Here is a 17,670-nt window from a genome sequence, read left to right as displayed (position 1 = left end):
GCGAAGAGGGAAACCCTGAAGTGTAAAATAAAAGAGACCGAACTACGTTGGAGTTATTACCGCTTCGCGCCGGGGTTCGTCACCGCGCCGTTCGCGGCCGAGCCGAAGTCGTTGCCGTACTTCGCGAGCACGCCGGTCGTGTACTGCGGATCCTTGGGCTCCCACTCCTCGCGGCGCTCGTCCAGTTCGTCTTCCGAGAGGTCGACGGAGAGTTCGCGCTCGGGAATGTCGACGGTGACCTCGTCGCCGTCCTCTAGCAGCGCGATCGGGCCGCCGACCGCGGCTTCGGGGGCGACGTGGCCGACCATCGGGCCGCGGGTCGCGCCGGAGAAGCGACCGTCGGTCAGGAGTGCGACGTCGTCCTCGTGGCCCTGACCGACGACGGCGGCAGTGACGCCGAGCATCTCGCGCATTCCGGGGCCGCCCTGCGGACCCTCGTTACGGATGACGATGACGTCGCCGGACTCGATGTGGCCCTCCTGGACGTAGCGCATCGCCTCCTCCTCGCTCTCGAAGAGGCGGGCGGGGCCGGAGTGGTGGAACTTGTCGTCGCCGGTGACCTTCAGAACCGCGCCGTCGGGCGCGAGGTTCCCGGTGAGGATCTTGATCGCACCTTCCTCCTGGTAGGGGTCGTCGACGGTGTAGATGAACTCGTCTGAGATCTCCTCTTCGTCGGGGAGGTCCATCTCCTCGAGTTCCTCGGCGATCGTCCGCCCGGTGACGGTCATCGCGTCGCCGTGGAACAGGCCGGCGTCGAGGAGACGACGGATCACGACCGGGACGCCGCCCTCCTCGTGGAGGTCGTTCATCGTCTTCGTGCCGCCGGGCTGGAGGTTCGCGATCTTCGGCGTCCGCTTCGAGATCTCGTCGAACTCCTCGATCGTGAGGTCGATGCCAGCCTCCGCGGCGAGTGCGAGCAGGTGCAGCACGGCGTTGGTCGAACCGCCGATCGCGACCTGCAGGGCGATGGCGTTCTCGAAGGACTTCTTCGAGAGGATGTCGGAGGGACGAAGGTCTTCCTCGACGGCCTGCAGGACCGCTTCGCCGGAGCGTCGCGCGACGTCGTAGCGCTCGTCGGATTCGGCCGGCGCGTCGGCCGTGCCGAGCGGAGCCATTCCGAGCGCCTCGGAGATCGACGCCATCGTGTTCGCGGTGAACATCCCGCCGCAGGAGCCCGCGCCGGGGCAGGCGTGCCGTTCGAGGTCGTCGAGTTCCTCGGCGCTCATATCGCCCTGCGCGTAGGTGCCGACGCCCTCGAAGACGTTCTGGACGGTCACGTCGCGGCCCTCGTGCTGGCCGGGCATAATCGACCCACCGTAGAGGAAGACCGAGGGCAGGTCCGTCCGGATCGAGGCCATCATCATTCCGGGGAGGTTCTTGTCACAGCCCGCGACCGTGACGAGTGCGTCCATCCGCTCGCCGAAAGCGACGAGCTCGACGGAGTCGGCGATGACCTCTCGGGAGATCAGCGACGCCTTCATTCCCTCGGTACCCATCGAGATGGCGTCCGAGATGGTGATCGTGCCGAACTCGATCGGCATCCCGCCGGCGTCCTCGATGCCCTTGATCGCCGCGTCGGCGACGTCGTCGAGGTGAACGTTACACGGGGTGATGTCCGCGGCCGGGTTCGCGACGCCGACCATCGGGGAGCCGAGGTCCTCGTCGTCGAAGCCCATCGCGCGGAACATCGCCCGGTGTGGGGCCTTGTCCGGCCCCTCAGTGACGTCCGTGCTGGGGAGGTCGGGGTCCTTCCCACTGGAGAACGGTTCGCCGTCCTCCTCGCGTTCGGGGGGTTCCTGCTTGCTCATACACGAGTCGTTGTCGCAGTGGCATTAAAAGGCCACGCATACCCTCTCGCTCGCCGGTTACGCGTCGTTGCGGCCGCCCCCTTGCCGGTACCGTTCTCGGAGCCTCACGAGGCGTCTTGTGCGTCCTCGTCTTCGTCCGTTGCTTCGGTTTCGTCTTCCTGCTCCGCTTCTTCCTGCTCTGCTTCCTCCTCCTCTTCCTCGCGCGTCGCCAACCCCGCGAGGTGGGGTGCCTCGGGGACGATGATCTCCTCGCTGCCGAGGCGGGCCGCGTTCTCGCTGCCGGGCAGACAGAACACCGGCACGCCCTGGACGATTCCCGCCGTCGCACGGGTCCCGACGACGCGCGTGCCGATCTCGGACTCCGAGCGCCGACGGAACAATTCGCCGAAGCCCGGGAGGTCCTTCTGGAATAGGTCGCCGACGGCTTCGACGGTCACGTCGTCGGGCGTGACGCCCGTGCCGCCCGTCGTCACCAGTACGTCGACGTCGTCGCGATCGACGAGGCGATCGACGGTCGACTGCACACCGTCGAAATCGTCGGCGACGACGTCTCGGACGGTGACGTCGTGGCCGCTATCGTCGAACGCAGCAGCGATCGCGTCGCCCGCCGCGTCGTCGTCGATCGTTCGCGACGTGGAGACCGTGACGACGGCCGCAGACAGCGACGCGACGTCGTGGGCGTGGTGGTGGTCGTGATGGTGGTCGTCGTCGCCGTGATGGTGATGTCCGTGGTCGTCGTCGCCGTGCTCGTGGCCGCGATCCTCGTGCTGGTGGTCGGTATCGTGCGTGTCCGCTCCAGAGTGGGACTGCTCGTCGTGGGTCACACCACGCGGTTTGGCGCCCCGTGACAAAATGTCACCCGATACCGGGCGCTCGCGGGTGTCGAGTTCGAGAGCCCCCTGTCGGTCGTCCGACGGCGACTCGGGAGAACGTAGCGAGAAGAGACGTAGTGTCAGACCGCCAGTTCAGTTGTCGCCGGCCTTCGACGTCCACTCGTAGTCGCGACGTTTCGCCGATTTGCCGAAGCCACAGGACGAGCAGACCTTCTTTTTGACGTGGTAGGACTTCTCGCCGCAGCGGCGGCACTTGACGTGCGTCGTCTTGTTCTTCTTTCCTTGGCTAGGGGTTCCAGCACCCGTCATGTTTGTATCGTGACGACGTTGTCGCCGCGTATAATCGTTGTGTCTTCGACCGCCGTGACGTCCAGTTCCCCGAGGACGGTCGCGTCCGCGTCCGTCGCCGGTTCGAGAACGGCGTTCATGTGTTGGTCGTACCCGGCGAGAGTTCCGTAGTACGCGGTGCCGTCCTTCAGAGTGACCGTGACGACGTCTTCGAGTGCGGCTTCGAGAACGTCGAGGGGTCGTCCGCTCATACCCCAAGCGCCTCCCGTTTCGGTATTAAATGTGCCGGACCACCGCCGAATCGTCGGCGTACGGCGGCGAACGTTCTCACTGGGCGACATACGTGGCGGTTCCGAACCTCTGCGTGTGCATCCCCCGACGCTGTGCGTCCCTGAGGGCTGTCGTACAGGGGAAGACCGCCGCTGCTGCGTCTGTTCGGCGTGCGTTGCCGCACTCGCGCGCAGAGATTCGCCGCGCGTATCCAACCCGGATAGTTTTTAGTACCCGGCCGAGAACCATCTTCGTACCAAGACTCCCGCGGGTAAGTGCTTCGGCCGTTCCGGGGCACGCGGGACCGACGACCGACGCGCTGTAAGACGCCGGGGCCGATCGGTCCCGAGACGCGTCGCTCACGAGTTGTGGGCGGCCGTCGAACACGACGGGACGTTTGAGTGAGCACCCTCGCCACGTCAGTGGCTTTCGATGCTCGGATTCAACTATGGAAATCGAAATCGCGACAATTGGCGGATACGAAGAGGTCGGTCGACAGATGACGGCCGTTCGCGCGGGCGACGACGTCGTCATCTTCGACATGGGCCTGAACCTCAGTCAGGTCCTCATCCACGACAACGTGGAGACCGAAAAGATGCACAGCCTCGATCTGATCGATATGGGCGCCATCCCGGACGACCGGGTGATGTCCGACCTCGAGGGCGACGTGCAGGCCATCGTGCCCACGCACGGTCACCTCGACCACATCGGCGCAATCTCGAAGCTCGCCCACCGGTACAACGCGCCGGTCGTGGCCTCGCCGTTCACCATCGAACTGGTGAAACAGCAGGTCGAAGGCGAGACCAAGTTCAGCGAGAGTTTCGACAACGACCTCGTCAAGATGCAGGCCGGCGAGACGATGTCGATCGGCGACTCCGGCAACGTCGAACTCGAGTTCGTCCACGTCACGCACTCGATCATCGACGCGATCAACCCGGTCGTGCACACGCCCGAGGGCGCGATCGTCTACGGCCTCGACAAGCGGATGGACCACTCGCCGGTGCTGGAAGATCCGATCGATATGCAGCGCTTCCGTGAGATCGGCCGCGAGGGCAACGGCGTCCTCTGTTACATCGAAGACTGTACGAACGCGGGCCGCAAGGGCCGGACGCCCTCGGAGTCGCACGCCCGTTCGCACCTCGAAGACACGATCCGATCGATCGAAGACTACGACGGCGGAATCGTCGCCACGACGTTCTCCTCGCACGTCTCGCGTGTCTCCTCGATCGTCGAGTTCGCGAAGGACATCGGTCGCCAGCCCGTCCTGCTCGGCCGCTCGATGGAGAAATACTCCGGCACCGCAGAACGCCTCGGCTTCGTCGACTTCCCCGACGACGTCGGGATGTACGGCCACCGGAAGTCCGTCGACCGGACGTTCAAGCGGATTATGAAGGAAGGCAAGGAGAAGTACCTCCCCATCGTGACGGGGCACCAGGGCGAACCGCGCGCGATGCTCACCCGGATGGGCCGCGGCGAGACTCCCTACGAAATCGAGGACGGCGACAAGGTCATCTTCTCGGCACGGGTCATCCCCGAGCCGACGAACGAGGGCCAGCGCTACCAGTCCGAGCGCCTCCTGCGGATGCAGGGCGCGCGCATCTACGACGAGATCCACGTCTCGGGCCACCTGCGCGAGGAGGGCCACTACCAGATGCTCGATGCGCTCCAGCCGCAGCACGTCATCCCCGCCCACCAGGACCTCGAAGGCTTCGCGCCGTACGTCGACCTCGCGGAGTCGCAGGGCTACGCGATGGGCCGGGATCTGCACGTCACGCGGAACGGGAATATGATCCAGCTGGTGGAGTGAGATGAGTTCGGAAGCGGCGGAGGAACGGGTACTCGAAGCGGTCACGAAGCGACGCGAACTCGTCAACGAGGCGCTCGACGAGGACGTCCCGATGAAGTCCCCCGAGCGGCTTTACGAGGCGACCCGCTACCTGCTGAAGGCCGGCGGCAAGCGGCTTCGGCCGACGGTGTCGCTCCTGACCGCGGAAGCGCTCGCGGACGTCGAACCGCTCTCGGTCGACTACCACGCGTTCCCGGCGCTCGACGGCTCGGAGATCGACGTGATGTCGGCGGCGACGAGCATCGAGGTCATCCAGTCGTTCACGCTGATCCACGACGACATTATGGACGACGACGACCTCCGTCGCGGCGTCCCCGCGGTCCACAAAGAGTACGACACCGAGACGGCGATCCTCGCGGGCGACACGCTCTACGCGAAGGCCTTCGAGCTGCTGTCTGAAACCGGCGCAGACCCCGCGAACGGTCTCGAAGCCGTCCGGCGGCTCGCGACGACCTGCACGCAGATCTGTGAGGGGCAGGCGCTGGACGTCGAGTTCGAGCACCGCACCGAGGTCCTCCCCGAGGAGTATCTCGAGATGATCGAACTCAAGACCGCCGTGCTGTACGGCGCGGCGGCGGCGACGGCGGCGACCCTGATGGACGCCGACGACGAGACCGTCGAGGCGCTCTATCGGTACGGGATCGACTCCGGACGCGCATTCCAGATCCAAGACGACGTCCTCGATCTGACAGTTCCCTCGGAGAAACTCGGCAAACAGCGCGGTTCGGACCTCGTCGAGAACAAGGAGACGCTCATCACGCTGCACGCACGGCAGCAGGGCGTCGACGTCGACGACCTCGTCGATGCCAACGACGTCGAGTCCGTCTCCGAAGCCGAGATCGATCAGGCGGTCGCCGAACTCGACGCCGCCGGGTCGATCGAGTACGCGGAGCAGAAGGCCCAAGAGCTCACGGCGAACGCGAAGGACCACCTCGACGTCCTCCCGGACAACGAGGCGCGCGCGCTGCTGTGTGACATCGCCGACTACCTGATCTCGCGCGGATACTAGCGTCCGCCGATCAGCGGTCGGCTCGCGTGGACAGCTGCGCCGTCCACCCACCCAATCCGGGTCTGTTTTTACCGGGGAGGACGCACTGCCGCGTAATGGACGACGATCTACGCGAGCAGGTCGAGCGCGAAGCCGAGAAGCACGCGCTGCTCAACGCAGTCAAGTACGAGAGCGACGCCGACGTCGGCGCGGTGATGGGGCCGTTGATGGGCGAGAATCCCGACTTCCGCCCGCACGGCGACGAGATCCCCGGCGTCGTCGGCGGCGTCGTCGCCCGCGTAAACGACCTGTCGACCGAGGAGAAGCGCGAACGTCTGGAGACGCTCGCACCCGAGGAACTCGAGGAGATCGAAGCCGAAGACGAGGGCGACGAACACGACCTCCCGGACCTCCCGAACGCCGAGGCGTACGACGAGGTGCGGATGCGCGCCGCGCCGAACCCGAACGGCCCCTGGCACATCGGCCACGCCCGGATGCCCGCCGTCATCGGCTCCTACAAGGAGCGCTACGACGGGTCGTTCATCGTCCGTTTCGACGACACCGACCCCGAGACCAAGCGCCCGGATCTCGACGCCTACGACGCCATCCTCGACGACATCGACTACCTCGGGTTCGAGCCCGACGACGTCATCATCGCGTCGGACCGACTGGAGACCTACTACGAGCACGCCCGGAACCTCATCGACGCCGGCGGCGCGTACACCTGCTCGTGCTCGGGCGAGACCTTCTCCGACCTGAAGAACAGCGGCGAGGCCTGTCCGCACCGCGACAAGGACGTCGAGACCACGATGGAGGAGTTCGAGGCGATGATCGACGGCGAGTACAGCGCCGGCGAGATGGTCCTCCGCGTGCGGACCGACATCGAGCACAAGAACCCCGCGCTCCGCGACTGGGTCGCCTTCCGGATGATCGATACGCCGCACCCGCGCGATGAAGCCGCAGCGTATCGGTGCTGGCCGATGCTCGACTTCCAGTCCGGCGTCGACGACCATCTCACGGGCGTCACGCACATCATCCGCGGCATCGACCTCCAGGACTCCGCGAAGCGCCAGCAGTTCGTCTACGACTACTTCGACTGGGAGTACCCCGAAGTGATTCACTGGGGTCACGTCCAGGTCGACGCCTACGACGTGAAACTCTCGACCTCGACGCTGAAGGAGAAGATCGAGGCCGGCGAACTCGACGGCTGGGACGACCCGCGCGCGCCGACTCTGAAGAGTCTCCGCCGGCGCGGCATCCGCGGCGAGGCCGTCGTCGAGGCGCTGACCGCGCTCGGCACGTCGACCTCGAACGTCGACCTCTCGATGAGTTCGATCTACGCCGAGAACCGCGAGCTCGTCGACGACGAGGCCGAGCGCTACTTCCTCGTCCGCGACGGCGAGCGCTTCGAGGTCGCGGGCGGTCCGGACGCGGGCCACCCGCCGCTGCATCCCGATCACGAGGAGCGCGGCGAGCGGACCATCCCCGCGACCGACGGCGTCGTGCTCGAAGCCGGCGACGTGCCCTCGGAGGGCGAGCGCGTCTGGCTGAAGGGCTACGCCTGCGTCCGCCGCGAGGGCGACGACCTCGTCGCAACCGACGATGGTATCGACGTGGTTCGTTCTGGTGACGTCGACGTCGTCCACTGGGCTCCCGCAGAGGACGTCGTCGACGTCCGGATGCGTTCACCCGACGGCGACGTGACGGGCGTCGCCGAACCCGACTTCGCCGACACTGCGGTCGACGACGTGGTCCAGTTCGAACGCATCGGCTTCGCCCGCGTCGACGAACACGGCGCCGAGGAGTCGGTCGTCTACTGGACGCACCCCTGAGGACGCATTCGTGAGGACGCACCCGTGAACGACCAGTCGGACTCGGAACCCGCGGCGGACGGCAGTCTGATCGACCTCACGCGCGCTGTCGAGTCGGGAATGCCGACGTACCCCGGCGATCCCGAGGTGCGAATCGGGCCGCACGCGACGCACGAATCCGACGGCTACCGCGTCTCCAGAGTTGCACTCGGATCGCACACCGGCACACACGTCGACGCGCCCGCGCACACCGTACCGGACGGGGCAACGCTCGGCGCGTTCGACCCCGATGACCTCCGGTTCGACGCCCGCGTCGTCGACTGCCGGGACGTCGAGGCCGGTGAGGCGATCGCTCCCGGCGTGCTGGAACGCGACGGGACGAACGCCGGTCTCGACGACGTGTCCGCGCTCGTCTTCCGCACCGGGTGGGCCGACGCGTGGGGGTCCGACCGGATGCTCGCGCACCCATATCTGGCGCCCGAAACCGCGCGCCGATGCGCCGAGGCCGACGTCGCCGTCGTGACCGACGCGCTCAGTCCCGATCCATCGGACGGAGCGCCAGATTCCGACAGCGCGTCTCACGCCGGTTCCGGTCACGACCTCCCCGCCCATCGCGCGCTCTTGGGCGCGGGACTCCCCATCGTCGAGAACGTCTGCAACCTCGGTGCGCTCCCTGAAACAGGGGTCTTCGAGTTGACCGTCTGCCCGTTGAAGATCGACGCCGACGGCGCACCGGCGCGCGTTCTCGCGCGAGTCTGATAGGGATTATCGTAACTGTTCGGAGATTCTCGCCGTACTGTCCGGCGAGAAATCTATGCGGACTTACGATAATTCCTATGAGCTTTCGGGACACATTTTTACCACTCTGCGCTCTCGCTGGCCGCGGCGTCGAGACCGACTCCAATCCCGCCAAATCCGAGTAAAACGTCGCGCAAAACGGATGGAAACGCGATTGACGGACGGCCCGTTTAACGTCAGTGCAGCTATTGGCTCCGGATGAGGATCGACGATGAAACGAACGACGCTACTCGCCGTCGCGCTCGCCGCACTCCTCGCGGTGACGGGTGCGGCGGCCGCGACGCCCGGCAGCACAGCCCCGGCAGACACTGGCAGCGGGCCAGCGGCGACCGACGCAACCGACTGTTCGGGTGCGGCCGGACAGGCCGGGCCGCCGGACGACCTCCCCGGTCCCGTTCCGGACTTCGTCTCGAATATCCACGGACTGGTCCAGCAGTTCCTCGACGGGACGCTCGACTCGCTCGGCCCCGAGGTGAGCGAGGCCGCCGGTAACGGCGACGAGGCCGACGCGGCCGGAACCGCAGGAGAGTCGACGCCGGACGCGTGACGCCACCGGCGCACTCACCTGTCAGCACAGATATCGATACCCATATCCGAGTGCTCGAAGACAGATCCGATATTCGAAGGCAGCCGGTGAGGTCTCGGATTCGCCTACGCGTTTCGGGGTCGAAACCGGCTGCACGGCAACTCACTACCACACGCACACACGAGCTATGAGAGGAAAACCGATCATCGTCATCGCACTTGTCATCGCACTCGGGGCCGGCCTCGTCATCACGGGCACGGACGTTCTGCCCGGCAACGACGACGGTGCGGCCGACCCGTTCCCGACGGAGACGGCTGCACCGTCGGCACAGGAGACGACGCAGGTCGCCAGTGGCTCGGATGGGGAGACGGCCACCCCGACGGCCACACCGACCCCACCGTTCGGTTTCACGATCGAGAACATCGAGGAGTGTGGCCAGACCTGCCGTGACGTCACGTCGACGCTGACGAATCAGCAGGACACGACGGCCGAAGACGTCGTCGTCTACACCCGCATTTTCGCCGGTCAGGGGACCGACGGCGACGTCGTCTGGCGCGGCGACGCCGGCGTCGGTACGCTCGGTCCCGGACAGTCCTACACGACGACGCGGCGCGTCGAACTTGGATTCCAGGATGCGCTGGCGGTGCAGAACGCCGACGGGTGGATCACCGTTCAGACGACCGTCGAGACCGCCGACCAGACCGTCACGTTCACCGACGAACGACAGGTCGCCTGATCAGCGGCAGGCCCGTTCGATCGACCACGAGACCGTGGTCTGCGGTCGCATATCCGGAACGTCCTTACCCGCCCGCGTCGAATCGCGCCGTATGAAGCTGGAAGTTCGGGCTATTTCTGACCTCTCGCCCGACGAGCGAGCGGCGTTCTTCGATCGCGACGCCGGCGTGAGCGACGTCCGGGCCGACGTCAGCGAGATCGTCGGTCGCGTGCGCCAGGAGGGCGACGTCGCCGTCCGCGAGTTCTGCCGCGAGTTCGACGGCGTCGAGGTCGGGAACCTGGATATCACCGACGACGCCGAGCGCGCCTACGAGGCGATCGACGACGACGTGCGCGAGGCAATCGAGACCGCCGCGGAAAACATCAGAGAGTTCCACGAGCGTCAGGTCCCCGACGACTGGCGGGCATCGTTCAGTTCCGGGTCCGACGGCGGCGAGCCCGGCAGCGGGCGCCGAGAACTCGGCCGGCGCTTCCGGCCGCTCGAACGGGTCGGCGTCTACGCGCCCGGCGGCACTGCGGCGTACCCATCGAGCGTCCTGATGGGCGTCGTGCCCGCGAAGGTCGCGGGGGTCGAGCACGTCGCGCTCGCGACGCCACCGGCGGAGGAACTCAATCCCGTCACGCTCGCGGCCGCACACGTCGCCGGCGCGGACCGAATCTACAGCGTCGGCGGCGCGCAGGCCATCGGTGCGCTCGCGTACGGGACCGAGAGCGTCACCGCCGTCCAGAAGGTCGTCGGCCCCGGAAACAAGTGGGTCACCGCGGCGAAAGCCGAAGTCAGAGGCGACGTCGACATCGACTTCCTCGCCGGCCCCTCGGAGGTGCTCGTCCTCGCCGACGACACCGCCGACCCCGAGTTAGTCGCGTCCGACCTCGTCGCGCAGGCCGAACACGACCCCAACGCGTCCGTCGTGGCCGTCACCGACGACGAGAGCCTCGCCGAGGACGTCGTCGCCGCGGCCGAGGCGCAGGTCGACGACCGCGAGCGCGCGGACGTGATCCGCGCGGCGCTCGAAAACGACGCCTCGGGCGTCCTCCACGCGCGGTCGATGTCCGAGGCCGTCCTGTTCGCCGAGGAGTACGCCGCCGAGCACCTCTCGATCCAGGCCGACGATGACGAGGCGCTGCTCGATCGGGTCACGAACGCCGGCAGCGTCTTCCTCGGCCCGTACACGCCCGTCGCGGCCGGCGATTACGCCTCCGGGACGAACCACGTCCTCCCCACCTCCGGCGGAGCAAAGCGCTACGGCGGGCTCTCGGTCGACACGTTCCTCCGATCGACGACCGTCCAGCGACTCGACCGCGACGGCCTCGCGGCGCTCTCCGAGACGGTGACGACGCTCGCGGAGGCCGAAGGGCTCGAAGCGCACGCCGAGAGCGTCCGCACGCGGTTCGAGGGCGCGGACACCGACGGCGCGGGCACGGAACCGACGGACGCGGAGTGATCCGGGATGTCGGACCGCGGTCGCCGTCCCCCGACCTTCGCGGACGCCTGTGAGGCCGTGCTCTCGAACCCGGGAGACGACCACGGTGCCGAGACGACGCTCGCTCCCGTGCACGCGCGGTCGATTCCCGACGGGTGGGGCGAGCGCCGGAAGCGACTCGTCGCCTCGCGTTTCTCTGCGGACGTCGACCGCGTGCTCGAACTGGGGTGCGGCGTGGGGGCGCTCCTCCGCGAACTGGGAACGGAGTACGACGTCGTCGGCGTCGACTCCAGGCGCGAGTACCTTCGGTTCCCCGCGGCGCGCGGCGCGGCCGTCGTCCGTGGCGACCCGACTCGGCCCCCCGTCCGACCGGTATTCGACGGCGTCTGCGCCGTCGAGGACGTGGCGAGCAACGTGCCGTCGGTCGACCTCTGCGTCGCGGCCTACGGGGCGCTCCGCCCGGGTGGAATCTTCGTCGTCGCCACGCCGACCGACCCGACCGCTGTCCTCGACTCCGGCGTCGAGACCTACAGCGGGTCGCGTTACCTGCTCGAACGTGCGGTCGACGTAGCGGCCGACGGCGTCGCCACGATCGACTATCGGATCTCCGACCGCCGGACGGGCAAGACCGCGGTCACGACCGAAAAGCGGGCGGTCCACACGACGTCCGCCGATGGACTCACCGCGGCGCTCCGAACGGCGGGGTTCGAGAACGTCCTCGTCGCCGGCGAGAGCGACGTGCCGGGTATCGTCGTCGGGGCCGGCGTTCGCCCCGTCGATACCGGCGGTCCCGCAGACGTGGGGACCGCCGGCCCTCCGGTGCTCGACGAGTAGCCGTTCTCGACGCGTAGCAGTGCTCGACGAGTCGAGGCACTGGGTTACGTCTCCTAGCAGCTCACTCTGACTCCTCGCGGACGGTCAACACCGGAATAGACGACAGTCTGACGATTCGCTCGGTCGTGCTGCCGAGGAGGTATCGATCGAGGCCCGAGCGGCCGTGCGTTCCCATCACGATGACGTCGGCGCCGACCATTTCGCCGTAATCAAGAATCGTCTCTACTGGGTCGCCCGTCTCGACGGTGTCGACGATTTCGACGTCGCTGTCGAGTCGCTCTCTCGTCTCCGAGGTGACCCGTTCGCCCTCGGCTTCGAGCGCGTCGACGACCCGGCCGCCGACCGTCGTGACGCTGTCGCGGTTCGTATCGGCGACGTAGAGGAGATGAATCGTCGCGTCATTTTCCCGGGCGAGCGAGACGGCGTGGTCGAGTGCGGCGTCCGCTTGGTCGCTGCCGTCGGTCGGAACGAGGATCGTCTCGTACATACGCGGCGGTTCGAAACCCCCGGACAAATATCTCCCGTCGTGAGGACTGGGCCAGAGCGCATCGCCGGCAGCGTCAACATTAACACGCTGCGCTTGCTATAATATAGCAATATGAGTACCGAAACGGCCGACAGCAGTGGCGATCCGGCGGTGACCGTCACGCAGGAGGCCGCATCGGAAGCGCTCGAACTCATCGAGTCCGAAGGGCTCGACACCGACGTGGCGGGGCTCCGACTGTTCGTCCAACAGGGCGGGTGCGCGGGGCTCTCCTACGGGATGCGCTTCGACCACGAACCCGAAACGGACGACGCGATCGTCGAACAGCACGGCCTGCGGGTGTTCGTCGACCCCGCGAGCCAGAACTACGTCGGCGGCTCGACGCTGCGCTACGAAGGCGGTCTCCAGGGCGCCGGCTTCCACGTCGAGAACCCCAACGTCGTCAGCGAGTGCGGCTGCGGCGAGTCGTTCCGGACGTAGCGACGTCGGCTGTTTTCGGGACTCATCGTTTCCGGTCTGAGACGGCTCCGCGATCTATCGGCGACCCGACCGAGCGTGAGGTCTATACCGACACCCCGTCAATCGCGGGTATGGCTGTCGAACTCGATCCCGTCGAGACGCCCGACGGAGAGACCGTCTACGTCGACCGGACGGAAACGCTCCGGGGTGCGAAGGGACCGTTCTTCGTCGTGTACACGACACCCGACCACGACCAACGGTGGGGTTACTACTGTTCGAACTGCGAGTCGACGGACAACGCGATGGACACGATGGGACGCATCGAGTGCAACGTCTGCGGTAACATCCGAAAGCCCGACGAGTGGGACGCAGCACACGAGTGACTCCTCGGTCTGCGTGAGCAGGGCCGGCCTCACCGAGGGCGACGGCGGTCGCGGACGGCGGCGACCGCGGTCGGCCACTCGCGTTCGAGCGCGTCGAGCGCGCGGTCGACCGCCGAGGCGTGTTTCGCGATCCAGGCCTCCTCTTTGTCCATCTCCCGCACCCACTCGGCGGGAGAGTCGATACCGAAGTCGGCGGCGGTGTACGACGTTTCACCGACAGTCACAGCTTCGTGCGGATCGCCGCAGTCGGCGCACCTGAGCGCGGAGACGACGAAGTAGCGTTCCAGTCGGTCGCGGACCGCGCTGTCGCCGCCTGCAACCGCTGTTGGGTCCACGCCCGCTTGCACACAAGCGAAGCAGAGCACCGACCGGTACCGACGCGACGTGCCGCAGGATGGGCAGTTCATCCGGGCGAACTGATTCCCAATGGGAGATAAACGTCCGCGACCATCCGTGTGTCATATCGTAACAAGATTTATGCTGTCGGGTGCAGTACTCTCAGGTACATGCCCCCTGTCAGCATGCCTCCCTCGGAGGACGCCCGGGCGATCTTCAGTCGGCTGGGCTACAGTGTCTCGGGCGACGGACCGGACTTCGTCGCCGAGCGAAAGTGGCGCACCGTTCGCGTCACGGCGCTTTCGGACGGCGAAGATCTACGTGGACGCCGCGTGCTCGCGGACGGCGGCGAGCCGTCTAACGACTATCGATTCCGATGCTTTGTCGCACCGAAAGATGCCACAGGGGACGTACAGAATCGACTCGCGAGCGTCGATCCGAGCTACGAGTGGGCCGTGATCGGCGTCGACGACGACGGCGACTACGACGTCCACCTTCCGGACGCGAGCTAGCGCCGTATCCGATCTGCGGCCGCAGCGATTCGACCGCGGCCGCACGAACCGTTTTGTACCCAGAGCCGCCTACCCGACGGTATGCCGAACTCCGGCCTGTCGACTGTCGTCGAGAGTCGGCGGCTCAACGCCGCTTTGGCCGCTTCGATCCTCCTGTTTTTAGCCGTCGCCGCGGTCGCACAGCTCGTCGACGGCGATCACGAGTGGGCCGGGTTCACGATTGCCGTCCTCGCCGTCGCGCTCGTGCCACCCATCGCCCGTCGGAGCCCGACCGCGATGCTCCCCTGGGAGGTCGTGCTTCTCGCGGCCCTCCCAATCGTCTCGCGAGCGCTCGTCGCCGGCGAGACCGTCGGCGGGATGACGTTCTCCGGCCGGATCGTCACGTACGTCGCCGTCGCTGCGGTGGCGCTCCTGATCGCAGTCGAACTCGACGTGTTCACCGAGGTGAAGATGAGCCACCGCTTCGCGGTCGTGTTCGTCGTCGTGACCACGATGGCCGCCGCGGGCATCTGGGCGGTCGTCCGCTGGCTCTCCGACGTCCTGCTCGGGACGCGATTCCTCTACGACGGCCGCCCCGAGGCCGTCATCGAGGAGGCGCTGATGTGGGACTTCGTGGCCGCGACGTTCGCTGGGATCTTCGCGGGTGTCCTCTTCGAGTATTACTTCCGGCGTCACGCCCGTCTCGTCCGGCGCATACCCGAGAGCGACCCGGGTGCACGGCCGGATGAGGACGCGGGGAAGCGGCCCCCAGGCGAGGTCGGAGTCTCCACAGAGGAGGCCGATGACCGATGAGGATCCGCGACGTCCTCCACATCACCGACCGCCGCCAGCGACAGGCCGCCCGCGGGATGCAGGCGTTTCTATTGCTGATGCTCCTCGCGGGCTTACTGCTCCGAAGTGGCGGCGTCGTCGTCAACGCCCTCATCGGGCTCGTCGTGACGTTTCTCCCTGGCATCCTCGAGCGCGACGCCGGGATTCCGATGGACGCCGGGCTGACGCTTTGGATCTCTGCGGCGGTGTTTCTCCACGCAGTCGGCACGCTCACGATCCCCGTGATCGGGAAACCCTACGCGAACGTCTGGTGGTGGGACCACCTCACGCACGCCCTCTCGGCCAGTCTCGTCGCCGCCGTCGGCTACGCGACGACCCGCGCGGTCGATATCCACTCCGATTCGGTCTCGTTTCCGCCGCGGTTTCACTTCGTCTTCATCCTGCTCTTCGTCCTGGCCTTCGGCGTCTTCTGGGAGGTGATCGAGTTCGGGATCGGCCTCGCCGCATCGCACACCGGAACAAAGGGCGTCCTCACGCAGTACGGGCTGGAAGACTCGATGCTGGATCTCGTCTTCGACACCGTCGGGGCGATCCTCGTCGCCATCTTCGGCAGCAGACAGCTCGGGGAGGTGATCGACGCGCTGACGGCTCGGCTCGAAGAGCGGCGGGCCGGGTAGCGAGTCGGTAGCGTCGGCCGGACGAATACTGAGTCGGGAGCGAAGTGCAACGCGGTCGCCGTACGGCCCCGAGACTTATCGTGCTCCGTGTTGTATCCCCGCACGGCGATGGTCTTCAAAAAAGTAACACTAATCGGACGGAGCGGAGAGAGTTTCGACGGTGCGGTCGACGACGCGATCGACCGTGCAGAGGAGACGCTCGACAACGTACACTGGATCGAAGTGGACGAACTCGGCGTCGAGGTCGCCTCGGTAGAAGGACGGGAGTACCAGGCGGAAGTCACCGTCGCGTTCCAACTCCGCGAGGGCGCGGAGTAGCGTACGAGTTCGTCGCACCCTGCGCGGCGGTACGACCCCGCTGTGGCGACACAGACGACACACCGACGACTTCTTTTCTGTCGCCCCACCAGAGAGCGTGAATGCCGCGTCTCCTCCACTACTCCGACGTCGAGAACGTCTACGATGACCCGGCCCGCGTGGGGCGCCTCGCCGGCGCGCTCCGCTCTCTGGCCGGCGACGATGCGCTCGTCTGTGGAAGCGGCGACAACACCGCACCGGGCGTGCTCTCGCTGATCGAACGGGGCCGACAGGCGTTGGATCTCTTTCGCGCCGTCGACGCCGACGTCGAGACCTTCGGCAATCACGACTTCGACTACGGCCCGGAGGCGACGCGGTCGCTCGTCGCCGCTGCGCCCCAGACGTGGGTGTCGGCGAACGTCTACGAGAGCGACGGGGAGCGCTTCGCGGCCGACGACGTCGTTCCGCATACGACCGAGACGGTCGACGGCGTCCGGATCGGCTTCGTCGGCGTCACCGACCCCGCGACGCCCTCGCTCAACCCGATGGCCGGGGAACTGCGGTTCAGCGATCCCTACGAGGCCGCCGAGACGGCCGTCGCCGAACTGCGTGCGGCGGGCGTCGACCGCGTCGTGGCGCTCTCACATCTCGGCGGCGGTGACGACGACCTCGCGCGCCGCGTCGACGTCGACGTGATCCTCGGCGGGCACGTCCACGCGGAGCGGCGCGAGTGGGTCGACGAGACGCTGTTGCTCCGTCCGGGCGCGAACGGCCGCGTCGTCTTCGAGGTAACGCTCAAGGAGTCAGGGTCGATCGACGTCGAACGCCACGAGACCGCTGACGCCCCCGTTGCCGACGACGTCGTGTCCGCACTCCAGGGGCGCGTCGACGCCGCCGGACTCGACGAGGTCGTCGCCCACGTCGACCAGCCGATCGACCGCAGCGAACCGACGGTGTTCGGCGGCGAGGCCCGAATCGGCAACTTCGTCGCCGACGCCTACCGGTGGTCCCTGGAAGCCGACGTCGGCCTCCAGAACAGCGGCGGGATCCGTGACGGTCCGCCACTCTCGGGCGACGTCACCGTCGCCGACCTCGTGAGTGTCATTCCCTTCGAGGAACGCGTCGTCCGCGCGGAACTCACCGGCGCAGAACTCCGGGAGGTCTTCCGCGAGTCGGCGGCGGCGGTCGTCGACTTCGGCGAACCCGAGTGGTGGCACGGCCACGTCTCCGGGGCGGAACTCCGGTGGGACGACGACGCGACGGAACTCCTCGAAGCGCGGGTCGGCGGCGAGCCGATCGACCCAGAGGAGCGCTATACGATCGCGACCTCCGCGTATCTCTTGCATACCGACCACGAGTTCCCGACGCTCGAAGAACGGCACCGCGCCGGCGAGGGCGACATCCAGTTCGAGGTGCTCGCCGCGTACGCTCGTGAGTTCGGCATCGACGGGACGGTCGACGGGCGGATCGAGCGCGTTTCGGACGGTCGAACGACGCCCACAGGAACGGGCGAATGACGGTCGCGACCGAGGGACTGCGTCGGCGCTTTCGAGACGGTCGCGGCCGCGAAACCCTCCGGAGTGAAAACGT

The 17,670-nt window shown here is 67.1% G+C and carries 21 protein-coding genes; 15 read left to right on the top strand and 6 right to left on the bottom strand.

What is annotated here, in order from left to right; genetic code table 11:
• Positions 1–56 precede the first annotated feature (56 nt).
• The 4 genes from ilvD to NO362_RS12485 form a co-directional block, all read right to left on the bottom strand.
• Complete coding sequence (gene ilvD / locus NO362_RS12500; RefSeq protein WP_256545531.1) at positions 57–1,808, bottom strand: dihydroxy-acid dehydratase; 1,752 nt, start codon at positions 1,806–1,808, stop codon at positions 57–59.
• A 104-nt stretch (positions 1,809–1,912) separates the two neighbouring features.
• Entirely contained in the window at positions 1,913–2,632 is a 720-nt protein-coding gene (locus NO362_RS12495; protein WP_256545530.1) for a MogA/MoaB family molybdenum cofactor biosynthesis protein, read from the bottom strand.
• Positions 2,633–2,773: 141 nt separating this feature from the next.
• Positions 2,774–2,950 carry a 50S ribosomal protein L37e gene (locus NO362_RS12490; RefSeq protein ID WP_121569422.1) on the bottom strand — a complete coding sequence of 59 codons (177 nt, stop codon included), beginning with the start codon at positions 2,948–2,950 and terminating at the stop codon, positions 2,774–2,776.
• Positions 2,947–3,180, bottom strand: a complete 234-nt coding sequence (locus NO362_RS12485) for an LSM domain-containing protein (protein ID WP_121569421.1) — start codon at positions 3,178–3,180, stop codon at positions 2,947–2,949. Before NO362_RS12485 ends, NO362_RS12490 begins: the two co-directional genes overlap by 4 nt.
• 467 nt (positions 3,181–3,647) lie before the next feature.
• On the opposite strand from NO362_RS12485, the gene NO362_RS12480 reads away from it, so the two are divergent.
• From NO362_RS12480 to NO362_RS12445, 8 genes are all read left to right on the top strand, one after another.
• Complete coding sequence (locus NO362_RS12480; RefSeq protein WP_256289718.1) at positions 3,648–5,006, top strand: ribonuclease J; 1,359 nt, start codon at positions 3,648–3,650, stop codon at positions 5,004–5,006.
• A 1-nt stretch (position 5,007) separates the two neighbouring features.
• Positions 5,008–6,054, top strand: a complete 1,047-nt coding sequence (gene idsA3 / locus NO362_RS12475; protein ID WP_256545529.1) for a geranylfarnesyl diphosphate synthase — start codon at positions 5,008–5,010, stop codon at positions 6,052–6,054.
• A gap of 95 nt (positions 6,055–6,149) precedes the next feature.
• Complete coding sequence (locus tag NO362_RS12470; RefSeq protein WP_256545528.1) at positions 6,150–7,865, top strand: glutamate--tRNA ligase; 1,716 nt, start codon at positions 6,150–6,152, stop codon at positions 7,863–7,865.
• Between the two features lie 24 nt (positions 7,866–7,889).
• Positions 7,890–8,603 (top strand): cyclase family protein, encoded by a 714-nt coding sequence (locus NO362_RS12465; protein ID WP_256545527.1) that lies wholly within the window; start codon positions 7,890–7,892, stop codon positions 8,601–8,603.
• Positions 8,604–8,853: 250 nt separating this feature from the next.
• Entirely contained in the window at positions 8,854–9,189 is a 336-nt protein-coding gene (locus tag NO362_RS12460; protein WP_256545526.1) for a hypothetical protein, read from the top strand.
• Positions 9,190–9,355: 166 nt separating this feature from the next.
• Positions 9,356–9,904, top strand: coding sequence for a hypothetical protein (locus NO362_RS12455; protein ID WP_256545525.1), 549 nt, complete (start codon positions 9,356–9,358; stop codon positions 9,902–9,904).
• Positions 9,905–9,995: 91 nt separating this feature from the next.
• Positions 9,996–11,348, top strand: coding sequence for a histidinol dehydrogenase (gene hisD, locus NO362_RS12450; RefSeq protein ID WP_256545524.1), 1,353 nt, complete (start codon positions 9,996–9,998; stop codon positions 11,346–11,348).
• Between the two features lie 6 nt (positions 11,349–11,354).
• Positions 11,355–12,161, top strand: a complete 807-nt coding sequence (locus NO362_RS12445; RefSeq protein WP_256545523.1) for a class I SAM-dependent methyltransferase — start codon at positions 11,355–11,357, stop codon at positions 12,159–12,161.
• 61 nt (positions 12,162–12,222) lie between these two features.
• On the opposite strand, the gene NO362_RS12440 is transcribed toward NO362_RS12445, so the two are convergent.
• Positions 12,223–12,648 (bottom strand): universal stress protein, encoded by a 426-nt coding sequence (locus tag NO362_RS12440; RefSeq protein WP_256289710.1) that lies wholly within the window; start codon positions 12,646–12,648, stop codon positions 12,223–12,225.
• 111 nt (positions 12,649–12,759) lie between these two features.
• Between NO362_RS12440 and NO362_RS12435 the strand changes: the two genes are divergently transcribed.
• Both NO362_RS12435 and NO362_RS12430 read left to right on the top strand, forming a co-directional pair.
• A complete protein-coding gene (locus NO362_RS12435) occupies positions 12,760–13,125 on the top strand; it encodes a HesB/IscA family protein (RefSeq protein ID WP_256545522.1) in 366 nt (121 codons plus the stop codon).
• Positions 13,126–13,235: 110 nt separating this feature from the next.
• Entirely contained in the window at positions 13,236–13,487 is a 252-nt protein-coding gene (locus NO362_RS12430) for a DUF5816 domain-containing protein (RefSeq protein WP_256289708.1), read from the top strand.
• A gap of 29 nt (positions 13,488–13,516) precedes the next feature.
• Here the strand turns inward: NO362_RS12430 and NO362_RS12425 are convergent, their stop codons facing one another.
• Positions 13,517–13,894 carry a hypothetical protein gene (locus tag NO362_RS12425; RefSeq protein WP_256545521.1) on the bottom strand — a complete coding sequence of 126 codons (378 nt, stop codon included), beginning with the start codon at positions 13,892–13,894 and terminating at the stop codon, positions 13,517–13,519.
• 99 nt (positions 13,895–13,993) lie between these two features.
• Here NO362_RS12425 and NO362_RS12420 point away from each other — a divergent pair, with 99 nt between their 5' ends.
• The 5 genes from NO362_RS12420 (at position 13,994) to NO362_RS12400 (ending at position 17,597) form a co-directional block, all read left to right on the top strand.
• Entirely contained in the window at positions 13,994–14,335 is a 342-nt protein-coding gene (locus NO362_RS12420; RefSeq protein ID WP_121569411.1) for a DUF7116 family protein, read from the top strand.
• Positions 14,336–14,416: 81 nt separating this feature from the next.
• Entirely contained in the window at positions 14,417–15,127 is a 711-nt protein-coding gene (locus NO362_RS12415) for a hypothetical protein (RefSeq protein WP_256545520.1), read from the top strand.
• The gene (locus NO362_RS12410; protein ID WP_256545519.1) at positions 15,124–15,783 is read left to right on the top strand and encodes a DUF2238 domain-containing protein; all 660 of its coding nucleotides are present in this window, start codon (positions 15,124–15,126) and stop codon (positions 15,781–15,783) included. The genes NO362_RS12415 and NO362_RS12410 overlap by 4 nt, the downstream gene beginning before the upstream one ends.
• A gap of 108 nt (positions 15,784–15,891) precedes the next feature.
• Positions 15,892–16,101 carry a dodecin gene (locus tag NO362_RS12405; protein WP_256289703.1) on the top strand — a complete coding sequence of 70 codons (210 nt, stop codon included), beginning with the start codon at positions 15,892–15,894 and terminating at the stop codon, positions 16,099–16,101.
• A 101-nt stretch (positions 16,102–16,202) separates the two neighbouring features.
• The gene (locus NO362_RS12400) at positions 16,203–17,597 is read left to right on the top strand and encodes a bifunctional metallophosphatase/5'-nucleotidase (protein WP_256545518.1); all 1,395 of its coding nucleotides are present in this window, start codon (positions 16,203–16,205) and stop codon (positions 17,595–17,597) included.
• The last annotated feature ends 73 nt before the right edge of the window (positions 17,598–17,670 follow it).

Origin of the sequence: Halobellus inordinatus (assembly GCF_024498335.1) — an archaeon.
GTDB classification, from domain to species: Archaea; Halobacteriota; Halobacteria; order Halobacteriales; family Haloferacaceae; genus Haloquadratum; species Haloquadratum inordinatus.
This window is presented reverse-complemented; position numbering and strand designations above follow the sequence as displayed.